General features: G+C 68.9%; 15 protein-coding genes. 8 read left to right on the forward strand and 7 right to left on the reverse strand.

Annotated elements, in window-relative coordinates; translation table 11 throughout:
• Nucleotides 1-14 precede the first annotated feature (14 nt).
• Complete coding sequence (locus tag BO226_RS17050; RefSeq protein WP_064256134.1) at nucleotides 15-1,400, reverse strand: hypothetical protein; 1,386 nt, start codon at nucleotides 1,398-1,400, stop codon at nucleotides 15-17.
• Entirely contained in the window at nucleotides 1,397-2,041 is a 645-nt protein-coding gene (locus tag BO226_RS17055) for a hypothetical protein (RefSeq protein WP_024102059.1), read from the reverse strand. The genes BO226_RS17050 and BO226_RS17055 overlap by 4 nt, the downstream gene beginning before the upstream one ends.
• 135 nt (nucleotides 2,042-2,176) lie before the next feature.
• Here BO226_RS17055 and trmB point away from each other — a divergent pair, with 135 nt between their 5' ends.
• Genes trmB through BO226_RS17070 form a run of 3 tightly spaced genes read left to right on the forward strand, consistent with a single transcriptional unit; the run spans nucleotide 2,177 to nucleotide 6,954 of the window.
• Nucleotides 2,177-2,923, forward strand: coding sequence for a tRNA (guanosine(46)-N7)-methyltransferase TrmB (trmB, locus tag BO226_RS17060; protein ID WP_006552698.1), 747 nt, complete (start codon nucleotides 2,177-2,179; stop codon nucleotides 2,921-2,923).
• The gene (locus tag BO226_RS17065; protein WP_006552699.1) at nucleotides 2,920-3,612 is read left to right on the forward strand and encodes an NYN domain-containing protein; all 693 of its coding nucleotides are present in this window, start codon (nucleotides 2,920-2,922) and stop codon (nucleotides 3,610-3,612) included. Before trmB ends, BO226_RS17065 begins: the two co-directional genes overlap by 4 nt.
• Nucleotides 3,613-3,621: 9 nt before the next feature.
• Nucleotides 3,622-6,954, forward strand: coding sequence for an MMPL family transporter (locus tag BO226_RS17070; protein ID WP_071935774.1), 3,333 nt, complete (start codon nucleotides 3,622-3,624; stop codon nucleotides 6,952-6,954).
• A gap of 57 nt (nucleotides 6,955-7,011) precedes the next feature.
• Here BO226_RS17070 and BO226_RS17075 read toward each other — a convergent pair whose 3' ends face one another.
• From BO226_RS17075 to macS, 3 genes are all read right to left on the reverse strand, one after another.
• Nucleotides 7,012-7,686 (reverse strand): DUF1707 SHOCT-like domain-containing protein, encoded by a 675-nt coding sequence (locus tag BO226_RS17075; protein ID WP_006552701.1) that lies wholly within the window; start codon nucleotides 7,684-7,686, stop codon nucleotides 7,012-7,014.
• Between the two features lie 62 nt (nucleotides 7,687-7,748).
• Entirely contained in the window at nucleotides 7,749-8,375 is a 627-nt protein-coding gene (locus BO226_RS17080) for a response regulator (protein WP_006552702.1), read from the reverse strand.
• Nucleotides 8,375-9,577: a MacS family sensor histidine kinase gene (gene macS, locus BO226_RS17085; RefSeq protein WP_024102063.1), complete on the reverse strand. Its 1,203-nt coding sequence runs from the start codon at nucleotides 9,575-9,577 to the stop codon at nucleotides 8,375-8,377. Before macS ends, BO226_RS17080 begins: the two co-directional genes overlap by 1 nt.
• Before the next feature lie 174 nt (nucleotides 9,578-9,751).
• Here macS and BO226_RS17090 point away from each other — a divergent pair, with 174 nt between their 5' ends.
• The 5 genes from BO226_RS17090 (at nucleotide 9,752) to BO226_RS17110 (ending at nucleotide 15,227) form a co-directional block, all read left to right on the forward strand.
• On the forward strand, nucleotides 9,752-11,260 hold the full coding sequence (locus BO226_RS17090) for an adenylate/guanylate cyclase domain-containing protein (protein WP_019290866.1): 1,509 nt from the start codon (nucleotides 9,752-9,754) through the stop codon (nucleotides 11,258-11,260).
• A gap of 84 nt (nucleotides 11,261-11,344) precedes the next feature.
• Nucleotides 11,345-12,466, forward strand: coding sequence for a lysylphosphatidylglycerol synthase transmembrane domain-containing protein (locus BO226_RS17095; protein ID WP_232237983.1), 1,122 nt, complete (start codon nucleotides 11,345-11,347; stop codon nucleotides 12,464-12,466).
• Between the two features lie 89 nt (nucleotides 12,467-12,555).
• The gene (locus tag BO226_RS17100) at nucleotides 12,556-13,110 is read left to right on the forward strand and encodes a YceI family protein (protein WP_071935776.1); all 555 of its coding nucleotides are present in this window, start codon (nucleotides 12,556-12,558) and stop codon (nucleotides 13,108-13,110) included.
• A gap of 134 nt (nucleotides 13,111-13,244) precedes the next feature.
• On the forward strand, nucleotides 13,245-13,625 hold the full coding sequence (locus BO226_RS17105; RefSeq protein WP_006552707.1) for a DUF3054 domain-containing protein: 381 nt from the start codon (nucleotides 13,245-13,247) through the stop codon (nucleotides 13,623-13,625).
• 129 nt (nucleotides 13,626-13,754) lie between these two features.
• Nucleotides 13,755-15,227 carry a peptide MFS transporter gene (locus tag BO226_RS17110; protein WP_033096407.1) on the forward strand — a complete coding sequence of 491 codons (1,473 nt, stop codon included), beginning with the start codon at nucleotides 13,755-13,757 and terminating at the stop codon, nucleotides 15,225-15,227.
• 22 nt (nucleotides 15,228-15,249) lie between these two features.
• Here the strand turns inward: BO226_RS17110 and BO226_RS17115 are convergent, their stop codons facing one another.
• The gene (locus tag BO226_RS17115) at nucleotides 15,250-15,987 is read right to left on the reverse strand and encodes a sulfite exporter TauE/SafE family protein (RefSeq protein WP_071935777.1); all 738 of its coding nucleotides are present in this window, start codon (nucleotides 15,985-15,987) and stop codon (nucleotides 15,250-15,252) included.
• 74 nt (nucleotides 15,988-16,061) lie between these two features.
• Nucleotides 16,062-17,741 (reverse strand): NTF2-like N-terminal transpeptidase domain-containing protein, encoded by a 1,680-nt coding sequence (locus BO226_RS17120; RefSeq protein ID WP_071935778.1) that lies wholly within the window; start codon nucleotides 17,739-17,741, stop codon nucleotides 16,062-16,064.
• Nucleotides 17,742-17,809 lie beyond the last annotated feature (68 nt).

Below are 17,809 nucleotides of genomic sequence, written 5' to 3' on the forward strand. Positions count from 1 at the left end.
GCGCCGGATCGCTCCTATCCGGTTGGACGCACCCCGGCACCTTGCGGTTCCGGGATGTGTCCGAGTGCCGCCAGGTCGCGTTCGCACGCGGCGGTGCGCGCACGCCGCTCGCCCCGGCGACGGGTGATCTCCGCGTCGATCGCGGCGACGCGTTCCCGCACGCGGGTCGCGTGCCGGTCGCGCGCAGCGACCGCGAGCGCGGTGGACTGCAGTTCCGTCTCGTGGATGCGGGTGCGGATCCAGGTGTCGAGTTCCGCCCGTACGGTCGCGAGCTCGTCGGCGATCCACCGCCGCATCCGGTCGCGGTAGGCGATTCGCCTACGGATCCGCATCAGCCATCCGGCGGCCGGAACCGCGCACGCGATCGCGACCACCAGCGACATCCAGCCCGGCAGGTCCCCGAACGGGGTGAGGAGCAGTCTGCCGAGACCCGCGCCTGCCGACGCACCGAAGACCACCGTCAGCGTGTCCTCCATCGACCGCGCGGTCTGCGGTGGGCGGGCCGTGCGCGTGGGTTCCGGCGCCGGAGTGCCCGGTGCGATCCGGGCCGTCTCGTCGGTGAGCCGCGCACACAGGTCGTCGACGTGGGTGTCGATCGTCGTGACCACCGCATCCGCGTCCGCGGTCTCGAGCACCTCGCCCGCGGCGGTGGACGCCGCCCGCACGCGCATCGCGACCTCCTGCAACAGCGTCACCTGCAGCCGGCGCAGGTCGGGGCCGGAGGTCGCGGGTGGTGCTGCGGCGGTGAGGCGGGAGCGCTCCGCACGCAGGCCCCCTTCCTCGTCCTCCGCGCTCAGTCGTCCGATCTCCTCCTCGATCATCGGCCGGGTGGCGGCGACGACCGCGGCGCGTGCTCGTCGCGGGTCGTGCGACGACCGGACCGTGGCGGCCAGGACGTCCCGCAGTTCGACGAGTCCGGACGCGGTGAGCAGGGTCTGCCGGACCGCCTCGCTCGCGTCGTCCTCGAGTTCGCGTGCCCGCCGAGCGGCCGCGGCGCTCACGGGCAGGACCACGACCCTCGGCAGCCAGGATGCGTGCCGCTGCAGGATCTCGACGTCGGCGTCGCGGACCGCACGCCAGTCGGGAAAGCGGTCGATGCCCGTCAGTGCGCAGACGACCTCGATCGACTCGGCTGCCGCCGAGCGGACGAGGTCGAGTTCGGTGCGGCCGATCGTCGCCGACGGGTCGAACACCACGAGGGTGACGGCGCGGCCATCGTCCGTGATGTCCAGCCCGCCCAGAGGTCGTAGCTCCGCTGCCAGCGTGCCGGCGCCGGAACCGGGCACTCCGACGACCCGCACGCCGGTCGCGGCCGGCCGGTGCAGTCCCATCCATCCGCGCGGGTTCCATCGGCGCAGGACGTCGTCGGCCGGATCCACGAGTCCGCTCGGCGGTGTCACCGCAGTCCCGCGGCGACGGACTCCATCGGGTCCAGCCCGACCAGGTCGAGTGTCTGTTCGACGAGTTCGCGCACCTGCGGTGCCGCCGGGACACCCGCCACGACCCGGGCGAGCTCCTCGTCACGTAGGCGGCGCGCCACGACCGCACGCGCGGCGAGCCGTTCCCCGAGCAGTTCCTCATCGCGGACCGCGACCACCTGATCCGGCGGCACCCCCGTCGCACGCGCGACGAGAGCGCACTCGCTGTCATCCGTCCCACCCGTCACCACGAGGACGAGGCGACAAGGATCCACGGCCGTCAGCGCGGCGCGGTCGGCCGGATGGGCGACGGCCGGGTCGAGACGACGCGGCACGACGTAGACGACGACGTCACCGTCGAGGACCGGGTCGGGACCGTCCGGCGTGTCCACTGCCACTCCGCCCACGGCCGCGTCTACCTGCCCACCCTCGATATCGACCCTGCGCAGCAGCAGTTCGCGTACCTGCGTCTCGACGCTCTCCCGGCCGGTCCCGGCCCGCCCCGCGACCTGCACCCGCAGCGCGGCCGTATGCTCGGTCAGCGCCCTGCGAATCAACCGCCCTGCCTGCGCATCCAGTTGTTCGACCTGCGCGGCGAGGTGGTGCCACAACTCCCCCGTCATGATCCCCCGATCGTCGGCGGAAATTGTCGCAGAGAGATCGCTGACAGGCAGCCGAACGAATGCTTCCCTGAGAAAACACTGTGGCCACTCAGGTCACTCCCGCCACACACTCTCGGAATACGCGACAATGGACCGGTGAACGAAGCCGATCAGCACACCACCGAGACGCTCGAGGAGCGCCCGACCCGCGGGAACCGCCTATACCCTAGGGTGACGAGTTTCCGGTCCCGCCGTGGATCGCTGACCGACCCCCAGCAGCAGTGCTGGGACCGTCGTTGGCCCGAACTCGGCAAGGAAGTCGGCGACGAACCGCTCGACGTCGACGCCTGGTTCGGTCGCTCCGCGCCCCTCGTCCTCGAGATCGGATCCGGAACAGGAACCGCCGCGGTCGCTATGGCCCAAGCCGAGCCCGAGGTGAACCTCATCGCCGTGGAGGTCTACAAGCCCGGCATCGCCCAGACACTGCAGAACATCGAACGCAGCTGCAACACCGACGCACCGATCCGGAACCTGCGGATCCTGCGCGGCGACGCCGTCGAGGTGCTCGAGAAGATGCTGACCACCGCGTCACTCACCGGCGTGCGGGTGTTCTTCCCGGATCCGTGGCCCAAGGCCCGCCACCACAAGCGCCGACTCCTGCAGGCCCCGACGTTCGCCCTGATCGCCGACCGATTGAAGCCCGGTGGAGTGCTGCACGTGGCCACCGACCACGCCGATTACGCCGAGGCCATCGCCGAGGTGGGCGATGCCGAACCGCGCCTCGCCCGCTTCACCGGCACCTCCCCGATCAGCCTCGAACGCCCCGTCACCAAGTTCGAGGACAAGGCACACCAGGTGGGTAGCGCTATCAACGAGTTCGTCTGGGGGAAGATCGGAGCATGAGTGTCCATGAAGAGCTTCCCGGCGTGACCGACCCCTCCGCGATCGACGGTGTCGAGCCGGTCCGAAAGGTCCTGCTCGTCTGGGACGCACCCAACCTCGACATGGGCCTCGGCGCGATCCTCGGCGGCCGGCCCACCGCGGCCTACCGCCCGCGCTTCGACGCTCTCGGCCGGTGGCTGCTCGGACGCACCGCCGAACTGTCGCGTCTGCACTCCGCGACCCTCGAACCCGAAGCCACGGTGTTCACCAATATCGCCCCCGGCAGCGCGGACGTCGTCCGCCCCTGGGTCGAGGCCTTGCGTAATGTGGGCTTCGCGGTGTTCGCCAAACCGAAGATCGACGAGGACAGCGATGTCGACTCCGACATGCTGGACCACATCGAGCTGAGGCACCGGGAAGGTCTCGCGGGTGTCATGGTGGCCTCCGCCGACGGGCAGGCGTTCCGTGAACCCCTCGAGCGGCTCGCACAGGAGGGCATCGCGACCCAGGTGCTCGGTTTCCGCGAGCACGCCAGCTGGGCGGTGACCTCCGAGATCATCCAGTTCCTCGATCTCGAGGACATTCCCGGTGTGTTCCGCGAACCGCTGCCCCGCGTCAGCCTGGAATCGCTGCCCGACGAGGGTGCCTGGCTGCAGCCGTTCCGACCGCTTTCTGCTCTCCTGGTGGGGCGCAAGAGCGTCGCCGAATAGGAGACTTACGTGTTCGACCGTTGGGGAGAGCTCGTCTACCGCGCGCGCTTCACCGTCATTGCGGTGATGGTCGCGGGGTTGCTCGCGCTCGCCGGGTACGGGCTGAGCCTGAACGATCACCTCAGCCAGAGCGGCTGGGACGATCCCGGTTCGGAGTCCGTCGCCGCTGCCAAGCTCGCCGACGGCACCTTCGGCCGCGACACCGCGGGCGACGTGCTGGTGCTGTACACGGCACCCGAGGGCAGCACGGTCGACGATCCCGAGTTCGCGGCGAAGGTCACCGACAGCCTGAACTCGCTGGTCGCCGAGCATCCCGACGAAATCCTCAAGATCAACGGTGCGTACTGGCCCACCGACGACGCGCCGTCGCTGCCGTCGCTCGCCGATCCGTCGCGTCAGCACGCGATCGCGTCGGTCGCGATCGCCGGCGAGGACGACACGGAGCTGACCGGCAACTTCCGCGAGATCAAGGACGCCTTCTACATCGACGGCGTCGACGTGCAGCTCGCCGGTCTGCAGCCGATCTCCGGCGCACTGAACGACACGATGGCCAACGACATCAAGCGCATGGAGATCCTCGCGATCCCGGCCGTCGGCATCCTGTTGTTCTTCGTCTTCGGTGGCGTCGTCGCGGCCGCTCTCCCGCTGATCACCGGTGGTCTCACGATCGTCGCGGCGAACGGCATCGTCCGGTTGATCACCAACTTCACCGAGGTCAACTCGTTCGTCGCACCGGTCGTCTCACTGATCGGCCTGGGCCTGGCGATCGACTACGGCCTGTTCATGGTGTCGCGGTTCCGTGAGGAACTCGCCGAAGGTTACGACACCCCGGCGGCGGTGCGACGCACCGTCGTCACCGCAGGTCGCACGGTGGTGTTCTCGGCGACGATGGTCGTCACCAGCCTCGGTGGCCTCGTGCTGTTCCCGCAGGGCTTCCTCAAGTCGGTCGCCTACGGCGCGATCTCGGCGGTCTCACTGGCTGCCCTGCTGTCGATCACGATCCTGCCCGCCATCCTGAGCATCCTCGGCAGGCGCATCGACAAGTTCGGCATGAAACGCTTCGGGCAGATCCAGTCGAACGAGCAGGTCGAGAACAGTTTCCTCGGCCGCCTGTGCCGCTGGGTGATGGTCAACCCGATGAAGGTGACCATCCCGACGGTCATCGGCCTGCTGCTGCTCATCATGCCGCTGACCGGCATCAAGTTCGGCGGCATCAACGAGACCTACCTGCCGCCCGAGCACCCCACGCGCGTCGCGCAGGAGACCTTCGACGAACTGTTCCCCGGCCAGCGCGCCGAGCCGGTCAAGCTCGTGGTCCGCGGCGCCGAGGGCGGCGACCTCAACAAGATCATCACGACGGCCAGCGAAGCTCCCGGCCTCGTCGAGAAGTTCCAGATCACCGGCCCCGCGAAGGACGGCGTCCGTGTGCTCAAGGCCGGTCTGACCGACCGCAACGAGTCCGCCGACACCGTCGAGTACCTGCACGCAGCCGAATGGCCCGAGGGTGTCGAAGTGCTCGTCGGCGGCACCCCGGCGATCGAGCAGGACTCCATCGGGGCCCTGCTCGAGACCCTGCCGCTGATGGTCGTGGTCGTCGTGCTGTTGACGACGTTGCTGATGTTCCTGGCGTTCGGCTCGCTCGTGCTGCCGGTCAAGGCCGTGTTGATGAGCGCCCTGGGTCTCGGCTCGACGCTGGGCATCCTCACCTGGATCTTCATCGACGGCAACGGCGCCGACCTGCTCAACTTCACCCCGGGGCCGATCATGTCGCCGGTGCTCGTGCTGATCATCGCGATCGTGTACGGCCTGTCGACCGACTACGAGGTGTTCCTGCTCTCCAGAATGGTCGAGGCGAGATCGATGGGGGCGAGCACCACCGAGTCGATCCGTATCGGTACCGCCCACACCGGTCGCATCATCACCGCGGCCGCCCTGATCCTCATCGTCGTCACCGGTGCCTTCGGGTTCTCGGAGCTGGTGATGATGAAGTACATCGCGTTCGGCATGATCGCCGCGCTGATCATCGACGCGACCGTCATCCGCATGTTCCTCGTGCCCGCCGTGATGAAACTGCTCGGCGACGACTGCTGGTGGGCTCCGGCGTGGATGAAGCGGATCCAGGAGAAGATCGGCTTGGGCGAGCCGATCCTCGCCGACGAACTGATGCCCGAGGACGTTCCCGAGCTCATCACCGTCGGCATGTTCGGGCCGGCGACGGTCGCGGCCACGGGCGCGCACCGCTTCCCGGCAGGTGCCTTCGAGGGCGGCTCCGACCTCACGCAGCCGCTGCCCAAGATCGCTCCGCCGAGGCCGGCCGCCGAACAGCGCAAGCTCCGCGATCTCACGCCGCCGCCGGTGCGACGGCAGGCCCCGGGCCGCCCCCCGGTCCGTCCGGCCGCGCCCGCGTCCGGTCGTCCCCCTGCTGCTCCGCGGAACGGCGAACGGGTGCCGCCCGCAGCCGGGCGTCCGATGCCGGCGAGCCGTCCGGAGCAGCCCGGTACGGGTCCGGGGCGTCCGTCGCGTCCGATCCCGGAGCCGCGTCGTCGCCCGGAGGGTCGGCCGCCGGTGGACGAGCGCAACGGCTCGGCTCTTCCGGGGCTCGGAGGCCCGGAGAAGGGTGTCCCGGAGAAGCCCGAACGTCGTGCCCCCGAGATGCCGCAGCGCGATGTCACGCAGCGCGGTGCGCTCGATCAGACACAGCGCGGTGCGCTCGATCAGACACAGCGCGGTGCGTCCGACCCGTCGTCGCCGTCGTCGGCGCCTCCGCTCCCCCGCCGTCAGCGCGGGGAGGTTCCGCCGCCGCTGCCGCAGTCCTTCATCCGACCGCCCGCTGTCCCGGGCGATGCGGAAGCTCTGCCCGGTGCCCCGGCTCCGCGTCCGAGCGAACCCGGCACCGGTCGTGGACGGGATCCGCAGGCGATCGAGAACTGGCTGTCGCAGTTGCGCCGTACGTCGCCCGGCGGGGAGTCTTCGGCCCAGCGACCGAGGCCCACTTCCGACGCACCGCGCCCCTCGGCGCCGGACTCGCAACGTCCCCCGACATCGGAGGCCCAGCGACCTCCGGCGCAGGGACCTGCCCGACCGCCCGTGCCGGGCACTCAGCAGCCGCCGACGCAGGGCATGCAGCCGCCGACACAGAACGGTCCCCGTCCGCCTCTGCCCTCCCGGTCCCGTGGTCCGGAGCAGCCGCCCCGCCCGGCCGGCGAGCGGCCGGAAGCGCGAGCGGACGAATCGCAGCCGGAGCAGAACGACGCGGAGTCGCGGAGGCGTGGACGCCACGGTCCCGACAGTGGCCGTTCGATCAGCGTCAGTGAGCTGATCGCCCGGCAGCGTCGCGACTGATCTGACGAACGAACCCGAGGCGACCCGCAGAGCGGGTCGCCTCGGGTGTTTCCGGGGTCAGCTGCCGTTGAAGAACTTCCGCAGCCGCGTGGACAGCGGATGGGTGACGTTGAAGCTCCCGCCGCGGACCTTGCCTGTCACCACGACGTGCAGCGGTCCGTACGGCGCTCCGCCGCGCACCTTCGACGACACGCTCGACGCGACGTTCTCGACGCCGTTGACGTCGGCCGTGGCCTCGGCGGGGAGCACGATGTTGATCGAGCTGAGGTAGTCGCTCACGTCGATCCGCACGACCTGCGTCTGCATCACCGCTTCGGTGAAATCGAGGGTCACGGAGGACGCGACGGTGTCGAGAACGACGGCGGGCGGCACGTGCCAGCGACCCTTGCGTTCGATGCCGGAGACGCGGCCCTTGATCACGAGAGGAGCGCCCTGGCCGGTCGCGGGGAAAGCAGCTGCACTCGGCGCGGGGTAGCCGGCCGCACTCGGCGCCGGATAGTGCGCCTGCGACATGCCCGGCAGATTCTGCTCCTGGAACTCGGGCCGGATCTGGATACCGGGCAGGTCGACGAGCACCTGGTTCAGGTCGCCTCGGGTCTTGGCCGCGAGGACGGTGTCCATCCGTTCGGTGAACTCCCCGAGCGAGAGCATTCCCTGCCCGACCGCCCGCTGCAGAAGTTCGCCGACGTGCTCGCGCTCGGCGTCCGACACCCGCAGATCCTTCGGTTCCATGCCCTGAGCTTAACGGGACGAACGGTATGCCTCCGAAGTCGTCGGAGCCACTGTGCGGAGCGCTATTCGAGGCCCTGTTCGATGACGTAGCGGGTGAGTTCGACGCGGTTGGCGAGCTGCAGTTTGCGTAGCGCCGCTTGGACGTGGTTCTCCACCGTGCGGTGGCTGAGCGTCAGTCGCGCTGCGATCTGTTTCGCCGACAACCCTTTCGCGACGAGACGCAACACTTCGGTCTCCCGGCCGGTCAGGGTCGGTGGGGGTCTCCGGTCGGCGACGTCGTTCGACATCCGGCGGTACTCGCCGAGCACGAGCCCGGCCAGTCCGGGGGTGAAGACGGCCTGTCCCCGCGCGGTCGCGAGGACGGCGTCGACGAGTTCGTGCACCGAGGCGCTCTTCACGAGATAGCCGGACGCGCCCGCCTTGACCGCGCCGAGGACGTCGTCGCGTTCGGAGGACGCCGACAGGACCAGCACCCGGCTGTCCGGGGAGACCTCGAGGACCGCGCGGGTCGCCTCGGTGCCGGTGCCGTCGGGCATCGCCATGTCCATGAGCACGACGTCGGGGCGGACGACGGCGGCACGGCGCGCGGCGCTCGCGACACCGTCGGCCTCGGCGACGACGGTGAACCCGGCCTCCTCGAGGTCACGTCCGACGGCGTTGCGCCAGATCGGGTGGTCGTCGACCACCATCACGCTGACGGTGCTGCGTTCCTCTGTGCTGTTCTCGTGTGTTTCCGCGCTGATCTCGGCCACTCATTCCCCTTCGGTACCCGGATCTCCCATTCGGTTCCTTCGCCTACATCGCTGTCGAGCAGTGCGACGCCGCCGAGCCATTCCGCTCGCCCGACGATCGACTTGGACACCCCCATGCGTCCCTGTTCGCGAGCTTCGTCGAGTCTGCCCGGTTCGATCCCGACGCCGTCGTCCCGGATGCTGAGTACGATCTCGTCGCCGAGATCCTCGAGGAGGATGTAGGCGGCGGCACCGGCGCCGGCGTGCAGTTGCGTGTTCGACAGCGCCGCTGTCGTGAGCGCCGCGAGTTCCTCCGCTCGATCCCGCGGGATCATGATCGGGCCGGCGGGGGCGGACACCGTCGCACCGGTCCCGGCCCTGGCCCGGACGAGGGCGGTGAGGTCGGCATGCTCACCGCCGCGGTCGACGTCGGTGTCCTGTTCGGAGATCAGCTGCCGCAGCGCGGTCTCCTGTTCGCGGGCCAACTCGGCGAGTTCCGTCGCATCACCGCCCAGCTCGAGTCCGCGCCGCTGCACGAGCGCGAGCACCTGCAGCACGCCGTCGTGCACCTGCCGGGCGAGCCGGTCCCGTTCCTCGGTGGCCGCTGCCACGCGCACGGCCTGCTCGAGTTGCCGGTGCGCACTGCGCGCGGTGGTGGTGGCGAAACCCATTGCCACACCGCACGCGACGAGCACCGGCGCCGTCGCGTCGCGCCACAGGTCGAGGTTGATCTGGTCGCGCACCACCGCGCTGACGACGGACATCAGCAGCGCCGAGCCGATGCCCGTGAGCGGACCGCCGAGGATCGCGGCCGACAGCACGGCGTTGGCGACCCACAGCGTGGTGGGCATGGTCTGGTGGTTGCTGTACCAGTCGTGGTCGGCGACCAGCCGGGTCGCCGCCATCAACGCGACGGCGAGGATCTGGTCCACCACGGTGACCGTGCGGCGCAGTCGTGCCTCGCGGGAGAGCAACACCGCCGAGACGAGCGACCACGTCACGAGCACCCCGGTGAAGAACCACGACAAGCCCGGACGGGTGTAGTTCACGACGGTCGAGAACTGCGATCCCACCGCATATGCGACGGTCACGAGCCGGAAGACCTGGGCGGCCCGCCACAGGGGTGCATCCGCGTCGGGACCGGTCGGAGGCGGCCTCATGTGTACGTTTCGCACCTTTCGTCACAGTAGGTGGGGCGAGTGAATCCAACCACTCCGCGCCTCCAACAGTGACCGCCCCATCCTGTGACCGTCCGCACAGTGGTTTGATTTGAAGTCGTGCTGAGGTCGTACCGAGCTGTCGCCGCCACCTTGCGGAGTCGTTGGCCGCTCTACATGGTCTCCATGGGCGCGTCGAACCTGTTCGGTGCGATGCTCGTGTTCGCCTTCGTCCGGTACGGCATCCCCATCGCCGAGACCGACGCCATCATCGCGGATCGGGTCCGCAACTTCGCGGTCTTCGCGGTGTACCTGGTCTTCGCCGGCATCGTGAGCCTCGGCGCCGCAGCGATCACGCTGCGCTCTGTCGTCCGGTGGCAGCTCCGCGGCGGCCCGCCCACCCGGGCCGAACAGATGGCGGCCCTGCACGCCCCGCTGCGACAGGCGATCGTGCACCTCGGTCTGTGGCTGCTCGGCGGCGTACTCTTCGTCTTCCTCACCGCCGAGGAGATGCCGTCGCTCGCAGTGGCGGTCTCGGTCACCGTCGCGATGGCCGCGACCAGCACCTTCGGTTTCACCTACATGCTCGGTGAACGCATCCTGCGGCCGGTCGCCGCGCGGGCGCTGAGCGAGGGGAACTTCGACCGGACGATGGCTCCCGGCGTCGGCACGCGCCTGGCCATGACCTGGGGCCTGGGCACGCTCATGCCGGTCGCCGGGATCGTGCTGCTGTGCGTGACGCAGTTGAGCGCCAACACCGACTTCGACGCCGACGCGCTCGCCCTGTCCGTGCTCGCCCTCGCGGTGACGTCGATCGGTCTCGCGCTCGTGTTGTCGCTGCTGACGTCGGCGCAGATCTCCGACCCGATCAAGCAGTTGCGCTGGGCGATCGAACGCGTGCAGCGCGGCGCCTCGGGAGTGCAGGTCGAGGTGTTCGACGGCAGTGAGATCGGACGCCTACAGGTCGGCTTCAACCGCATGATGGCCGAGTCCGACGAACGCCGGCGTCTGCGGGAGTTGTTCGGTCAGCACGTCGGTGAGGACGTCGCGCGCCGGGCCCTGCAGTACGGCACCGAGCTCGGTGGTGAGACGCGCTACGTCGCGGTGCTGTTCGTCGACATGGTGGGTTCGACGGCGACGGCCGCCGAGCGCCCACCGAGCGAGGTCGTCGAACTGCTCAACGAGTTCTTCCGTGTCGTCGTCGAGGTGGTCGACCATCATCACGGCTTCGTCAACAAGTTCATGGGCGACGCGGCATTGGTGATCTTCGGCGCTCCCCTCGACCGGCCGGACGCCCCCACGGCGGCGCTCGCGGCGGCCCGCGAACTGCGTTTCGCTCTGGACGAGATCACCGGACTCGATGTCGGGATCGGCGTGTCGGCGGGACTCGCGGTGGCCGGCAACATCGGCGCGGCGGAGCGCTTCGAGTACACGGTGATCGGCGACCCGGTCAACGAGGCCTCGCGCCTGACCGAGCTGGCGAAACTGCGTCCGAGTAGGGTTCTCGCGTCGTCGAGCGCGTTGTACTTCGCGGACGACGAGGAGCGCAGCCACTGGGAACTCGGCGACGAGGTGCAGCTTCGCGGCCGGCGGCGGATGACCCATCTCGCATGGCCGGTTCGCTATCCCGGAGCCCCCGGAGAAGCGAACGGGACGGACGAATCGAACACTTCGACGGACGAGTGACGGTCCGTCCCGCGACACCCGCGAACGACGCGGAACGGCCACAGCGCCCTCTTCGTGACCCGACGGTCGGTTACGGTGAACAGCGTGGCGCAGCCGCACGACGATCCTCCATGCCCCGACGCCACGCCGCGCCGGGGCTCGTTCCGGTGGATCAAGTGGGTGTCGGCGATCGCCCTCGTGGCTCTGCTGACGGTCGAGGCGATCTACCTGTGGCCGACGATGAGCGACTCGTGGCGCGCGGTCACGGAGATGCACTGGGGCTGGTTCGCGGCGGCCGTGCTGGCGCAGATGATCTCCCTCAGCGGCTTCGCGGGAGTGCAGCAGCGACTGCTCCGCGCCGGCGGGGTGCGCGTCGGGCACTGGCGTTCGGCGTCGGTGATCTACGGCAGCACGGCGATGGCGGTGACCCTGCCCGCAGGTCCGGTCTTCTCCACGGCCTTCACCTACAAGCAGACCCGCAAGTGGGGTGCGACCCCCGTGGTCGCCTCGTGGCAACTCGCGGTTTCCGGCGTCATCGCGGCCGTGACCCTGGCGTCGGTGGGCATGATCGGTGCGTTCGCGGTCGGCAGCCGGATCAGCCCCGTCACTCTCGTGTTGTCGCTCGCGGGCGCGATCGCGTTGATTTTCGGCCTGCGGTACGTCGCGAAGAACCCCACGTCGATCGAGGCGGCGGGCACGTGGGTGCTCCGTCGGGTCAACCGCATCACGAGGAAGCCGAGGGACACCGGCTTCGACGTCTTCGAACGCACCCTCGCGCAGCTCGAGTCCGTCGAACTCGCGCGTCGCGACGGTGTGGCCGCGGTGGCGTGGTCGGCCGTGCACCGTGCAGCCGATGTCGCGTGCCTCGGACTGGCGTGCTGGGCTGTCGGCGGCTCTCCGTCGGTGGCGGGGTTGTTCATCGCGTTCGCGGCGGCGAAGGCCGTGGGCAGCGTGCCGCTCGCACCGGGCGGCCTCGGATTCGTGGACGGCACCCTCATCGCGACGCTCACCGCTGCCGGGCTGAGCGCGTCGCAGTCGCTGGCAGCGGTCTTCGTGTATCGGATGGTGAGCTTCGCGTTCGTGGCCCTGGCGGGCTGGGCCACCGTCGCCGCGATGTACCGGGGCAACGGACCCGACGAGATCGATCCGATCGCCGAGCGCGCAGAACACGAGCGCAGCACCCTGGAGCGGCGGCGTCGTCCGGTCGAGAATCCCGAGCCGGCGTGATCCACCTCACGATGTAGTTGCGCATGCAACTATTTGGTGGCATGATTGTCGACAAGCAGTTGAAAGTTTGACCATCGAGGAGGACCACCATGACGACCACCACCACCACCTTCCCCGGCCTGACCACCGGCACCTGGGCCATCGATCCCGTCCACTCGAACGTGGGCTTCACCGTCCGGCACCTCGTCGTCAGCAAGGTTCGCGGCACCTTCGAGAACTTCTCCGGCGCCATCACCGTCGCCGAGGACGGCACCGCATCGGTGAACGCCGAGATCGACGTCAAGTCGATCAACACCAAGAACGCCGACCGCGACTCGCACATCCGCTCCGCCGACTTCTTCGACGCCGAGCAGTTCCCCGTCGCCACCTTCACCTCGACCGACGTGCGTGCCGACGGTGATAACTACATCGTCACGGGCGACTTCACGCTCCACGGCGTCACCCGCCCGGTCGACCTGAAGCTCGAGTTCAACGGCGTCAACCCCGGCATGGGCCAGGGCCCGGTCGCCGGCTTCGAGGCCACCACCGTCATCAACCGCAAGGATTTCGGCATCAGCATCGAAATGCCGCTCGAAGGCGGCGGAGCCGTCGTCGGCGACAAGATCACCATCACCCTCGAGATCGAGGCCGTCCTGCAGGCCTGACCCCTCTCGCACAGACAGCGCCCCTGCTCCGGCAGGGGCGCTGCCGCGTTCCACCCGCTCTACCGGTCCGGATCGTGCTCGAGAGCACGCGCCGGAGATTCCGACGCGCCCCGCGCCGCCGCTACTCTGGACCCGTGAAGAAGTACATCCCGGCGTTGGCGATCGACGTCGTTCTCGTCGTCGTATTCGCCGTGCTCGGTCGTTCCAGTCACGACGAAGTGCTCGATCTCGTGGGGCTCGCAGGAACGGCGTGGCCGTTCCTCGGCGGCCTCACCGTCGGATGGTTCTTCACCGCGTGGCTCTACCGCGACAAGTTCGACGCCTTCGCGGCCGTTCCCACCGGACTGCTCGTGTGGGTGAGCACCCTCGTCGTGGGGATGCTGCTGCGGGCCGTCACCGGTCAGGGCACCGCAACCGCCTTCATCATCGTCGCGACGATCTTCTTGGGCCTGTTCCTGGTGGGCTGGCGCGTGGTCGTCGGACTGCTCCAGCACCGCAAGGTCGACGCTCACTGACCTCGCCGAGGTCGACCGGTACCGACCCTCCGGTCGCAGCTCTCGCACTCGCACGCGAAGTGTGATCTGCGACCGCGGGATACGCGAATTTTTCGCGCTCGCGCCCCGTGCGGTGGAACAGTGGAGATCATGTCCACGCTGGAACCACCTACTCTGACCGGGTCGCGATCCGACCATCGGTTCTTCGGTCAGCCACTACCCCTGGCCAACCTGTTCGGTGTCGAGATGTGGGAGCGATTCTCCTTCTACGGCATGCAGGGCATCCTGATCTACTACCTGTACTACTCGGCGTCCGAGGGCGGGCTGGGGATCAGCCAGGGGGCTGCGACCTCCATCGTCGGCGCCTACGGCGGCACGGTCTACCTGTCGACGATTCTCGGGGCGTGGATCGCCGACCGGCTGCTGGGTTCCGAACGGACCCTGTTCTACAGCGCCGTGCTCATCATGTTCGGCCACATCGCGCTCGCGGTGCTGCCCGGTTTCGTCGGGGTGGGTATCGGCCTGGTGCTGGTCGCGTTCGGTAGCGGTGGTCTGAAGGCCACGGCGACGTCGATCGTCGGCGATCTCTACGACGAGCAGGACCCGCGACGCGACGCCGGTTTCTCCATCTTCTACATGGGCGTGAACATCGGCGCGCTCGTCGGCCCGCTGCTCACCGGCTTCCTACAGACGCGTTACGGCTTCCACTGGGGCTTCGGTCTCGCCGCGGTCGGCATGTTCCTCGGCCTGCTGCAGTACACGATCTACCGCAAGCATCTCGGCGACATCGGCAAGGTGCCACCCCATCCGCTTCCCGCCGAGACGCGCACGAAAGCCGCCGGGATCGGTCTGGTCGCCGTGGTCCTCATCGCGGTCGCCGCGCTGACCGGCCTCGTCACGACGAGCAACATGTCCGACATCGTCGTCGCCCTGACCATCATCGCGACGATCACCTACTTCGTCCTCATGCTGTCGAGCAAGCAGATCACGCCGGTCGAGCGCAGCCGGGTGCTGTCGTTCATCCCGATGTTCATCGCGAGCGCGGTGTTCTGGTCGCTCTTCCAGCAACAGTTCACGATGGTCGCCGTCTACGCCGACACACGCCTGGACCGTAATCTGTTCGGGTGGGAGTTCCCGCCGTCCTGGGTGCAGTCGATCAACCCGGTCTTCATCATCCTGTTCGCGGGTGTCTTCGCCGCCGTGTGGACCAAACTCGGACCGCGTCAGCCCTCGTCGCCCATCAAGTTCGCCGCAGGCACGATCATCATGGGCATCGCCTTCCTGTGCTTCATCCCCATGGCCGGTGGCGGCCCCAACAGCGCTCCGCTGCTCGGACTGGTCTTCATCCTGCTGCTGTTCACCTTCGCCGAGCTGTTCCTGTCCCCCGTCGGACTGTCGCTGTCGACGAAGCTCGCGCCGAAGAACTTCCACACGCAGATGGTCGCGTTGTTCTACCTGTCCGTCGCATGCGGTACGGCCATGGCCGGCACCCTCGCGGGGTTCTACGACGAGAACAACGAGGTGCCGTACTACCTGTGGATCGGCGGAGCGTCGATCGCAGTGGGCATCGTGCTGGCCCTCTTCGCGCCGCACATCAAAAAGCTCATGCACGGCGTGCAGTAGCCACCACTGCACAGGACGCTGCTCAGCGGAGAGCGAGCCATACCGCCAACCCGAACCCTGCGAGCGCGACACCCACGCGCAGCAGGTTCGGGGGTATGCGCCGCACGAGCGGCGGACCGCAGTAGCCACCCGCGAACGCGCCGACGGCCATGGCGGCCGCCGCACCCCAGTGCACGGGTCCGAAGACTGCGAACCCGATCGCCGCGACCAGGTTGGCGACGCCGAGCAGGTAGCTCTTGAGGATACTCGCGCGCCAAATCTGCTCGGACGTGCAGATAAGCACCAGCGCGTAGAAGACGACGCCGGCGCCGGCACCGAAGTATCCGCCGTAGACCGCGACGACGAAGACCGCCACGGAGAACACCCGCGGCAGGTCGCGACCGCCGGCCAGGGTGCGGATGCGTGGTTGGAGCAGCAGCGCGAGAGCGGCGAGCGCGACGAAACCCGGAACGATCGCCTCGAACGAGTCGGGCGGCGCGACGAGCAGGACAGCCGCGCCGACCACGCCGCCGAGCGCGGCGTAGAGCGTCCACCACCACACGCGGGGGCCGGTGTCGACGACCTCCTGCGCCGAATTGGTCAGCGCCCCGACACCCACACCGACCATCGCGACGGTGTTGGTGACGTTCGCCGCGACCGGCGGGAGGCCGACGGCGAGCAACGCCGGATACGAGACGATCGACGCCAGGCCGGTGACGAACCCGACGACACCCGCGAAGAATCCGGCAACCACGAGCAGTGCCAGGTCGAGGACGGTCACGGTCGCTCAACGTACCTGTACGCCGCGGACCGGCCTCCGGCCGATCAGCGCACCATGGACCGGCCTCCGGCCGATCACTCCCCGAGCAGGGGTTCTCCGAGCTTGCGCAGGAAGGTGTCGGCCATCTTGATCGCGCGGTCGCCGCCGTCGGCATCGGCGACGAAGACCGCGAAGGCCAGGTCGCCGCCGGTGTAGCCGAAGAACCAGCGGTCCTCACCGCTCGCCGCGGCGATACCCGCGAGACCGGCGTGTCCGCGGAGGAAGGACGCCGGACCGTTCTGCACGTTGTCGATCATCATGCCGCGCAGGGCGTCGATCACAGAACCGGGCAGCGCCTCGGGGGCGTCGTGGACGACCGTCTCCTGGCCCTGCACGAGCGTCGGGGCAGCGACGCTGCCCCGTGCGACCGAGGCGGCCAGCACCGCGGCGCCGAGCGGCGTGATCAGGTTCTCGTCGGAATCCGATCCAGCGAACTGGACAACTCCGGAGCGGTTGTGCCCGATCTGCGAGGTCTCGAACTCGAAGCCCGGCACGTCGTAGTCGACGCCGAGGCCGAGGCGACGGGCGGTCGAGGCGACGTCATCGGATCCCACGTCGTTCGGATCGACGCCGCGCTCGAGGCCGGCCGCGAGCCGGACCGGATCGAGAACGCCGCCGGCCGGGTAGAGACCGTGGGTGATGACGGGACCGAGTTCCATGGCCCAGTTGTTGACGTCGGCGGCGAGGATGCCACCGGTCGAGGGCTGGATGGCGACCACCGCGGCCGGGGTACCTGCGGTGACGACCGCTTCCTTCGCGGCGAGCTGCACCTGGGAGTCGACGGTCGCCTGCAGGTCCGGAGGCGGCGGGCCCTGGAAGCCCGCCACCTGGATCGGGCCCTCCTCGGGATCCTCGAGGGTGACCGCCCAGCCTGCCGTCCGGTCGCGTTCGAGCTGCCAGGCCGAGCGCAGCGAGTCGAGCAGCGGCGTGGAGATCCGCCGATCGGCGCTGATCAGGGTGGGTGTCGTGAGCACCTCGACCCCGGGGATCGACACGATGCCGCCCTCGAGGAACTGGTAGTCCTGGTCGCGGAGCTTGACCGCGGTGATCCGGTTTCCGGGGTTCTCCGCCATCCGCTCCTGCATCAGCTGGGCGGTGATGACGGGTGCGACCGGCTCGAGAACCGCCGCGAGACGAGTGGTGGTGTCGACGGGGTCGGGCATCGCCGCCGGGTCGAGCACCACGGCGTTGATGGTCTGTTCCTCCATGAGGAGGCGGCCCGTGCGGTCGAAGATCTTCGGCGGCGCGGCGTCGGTGCGCACGTGGTGGACGGTGCGTCCGCCGGACAGGTCGGGGACAACGACCTCCGGGTCCCAGGACACACGCCAGCCGACGGCGAGCTTCCGCACCGAACCGGTGACCTGATACGACCAGTCCTTGCCCTCACCGAAATTCCAGCCGGCGGAGAGCGTGAAGTATCCCGAGTCGTCGTTGAGTTCGACCAGCTGGGTGACGTCGTAGTCGACGGTGCCGTCGGACAGACCGTCGTACATCTGCGAGATCGTTTCCTCCGCCGCGTTCGGGTAGGAGGTCAGGGCCGCCGCTGCGCCCGCATCACGATCGTCGAGGGCGGCAACGAAGTCGTCGACGAGGCGTTGCGCCTCGCTTCGAGAATCCGAGAACACAACCGTCGTCAGAGCGACGACAGCCACGACGAGGCACACGGCCAGCGCGACGATGCGCCCCCGCTTCCCCCGCCAATCACGAAATCTCATATGTAACAACCTTCACTTCAGTCACACGAGACACCAGCACGCGTTGTGCACGAACACATCACAATTGC

The organism is Rhodococcus sp. 2G (assembly GCF_001886355.1).
Classification (GTDB): domain Bacteria; phylum Actinomycetota; class Actinomycetes; order Mycobacteriales; family Mycobacteriaceae; genus Rhodococcus; species Rhodococcus pyridinivorans.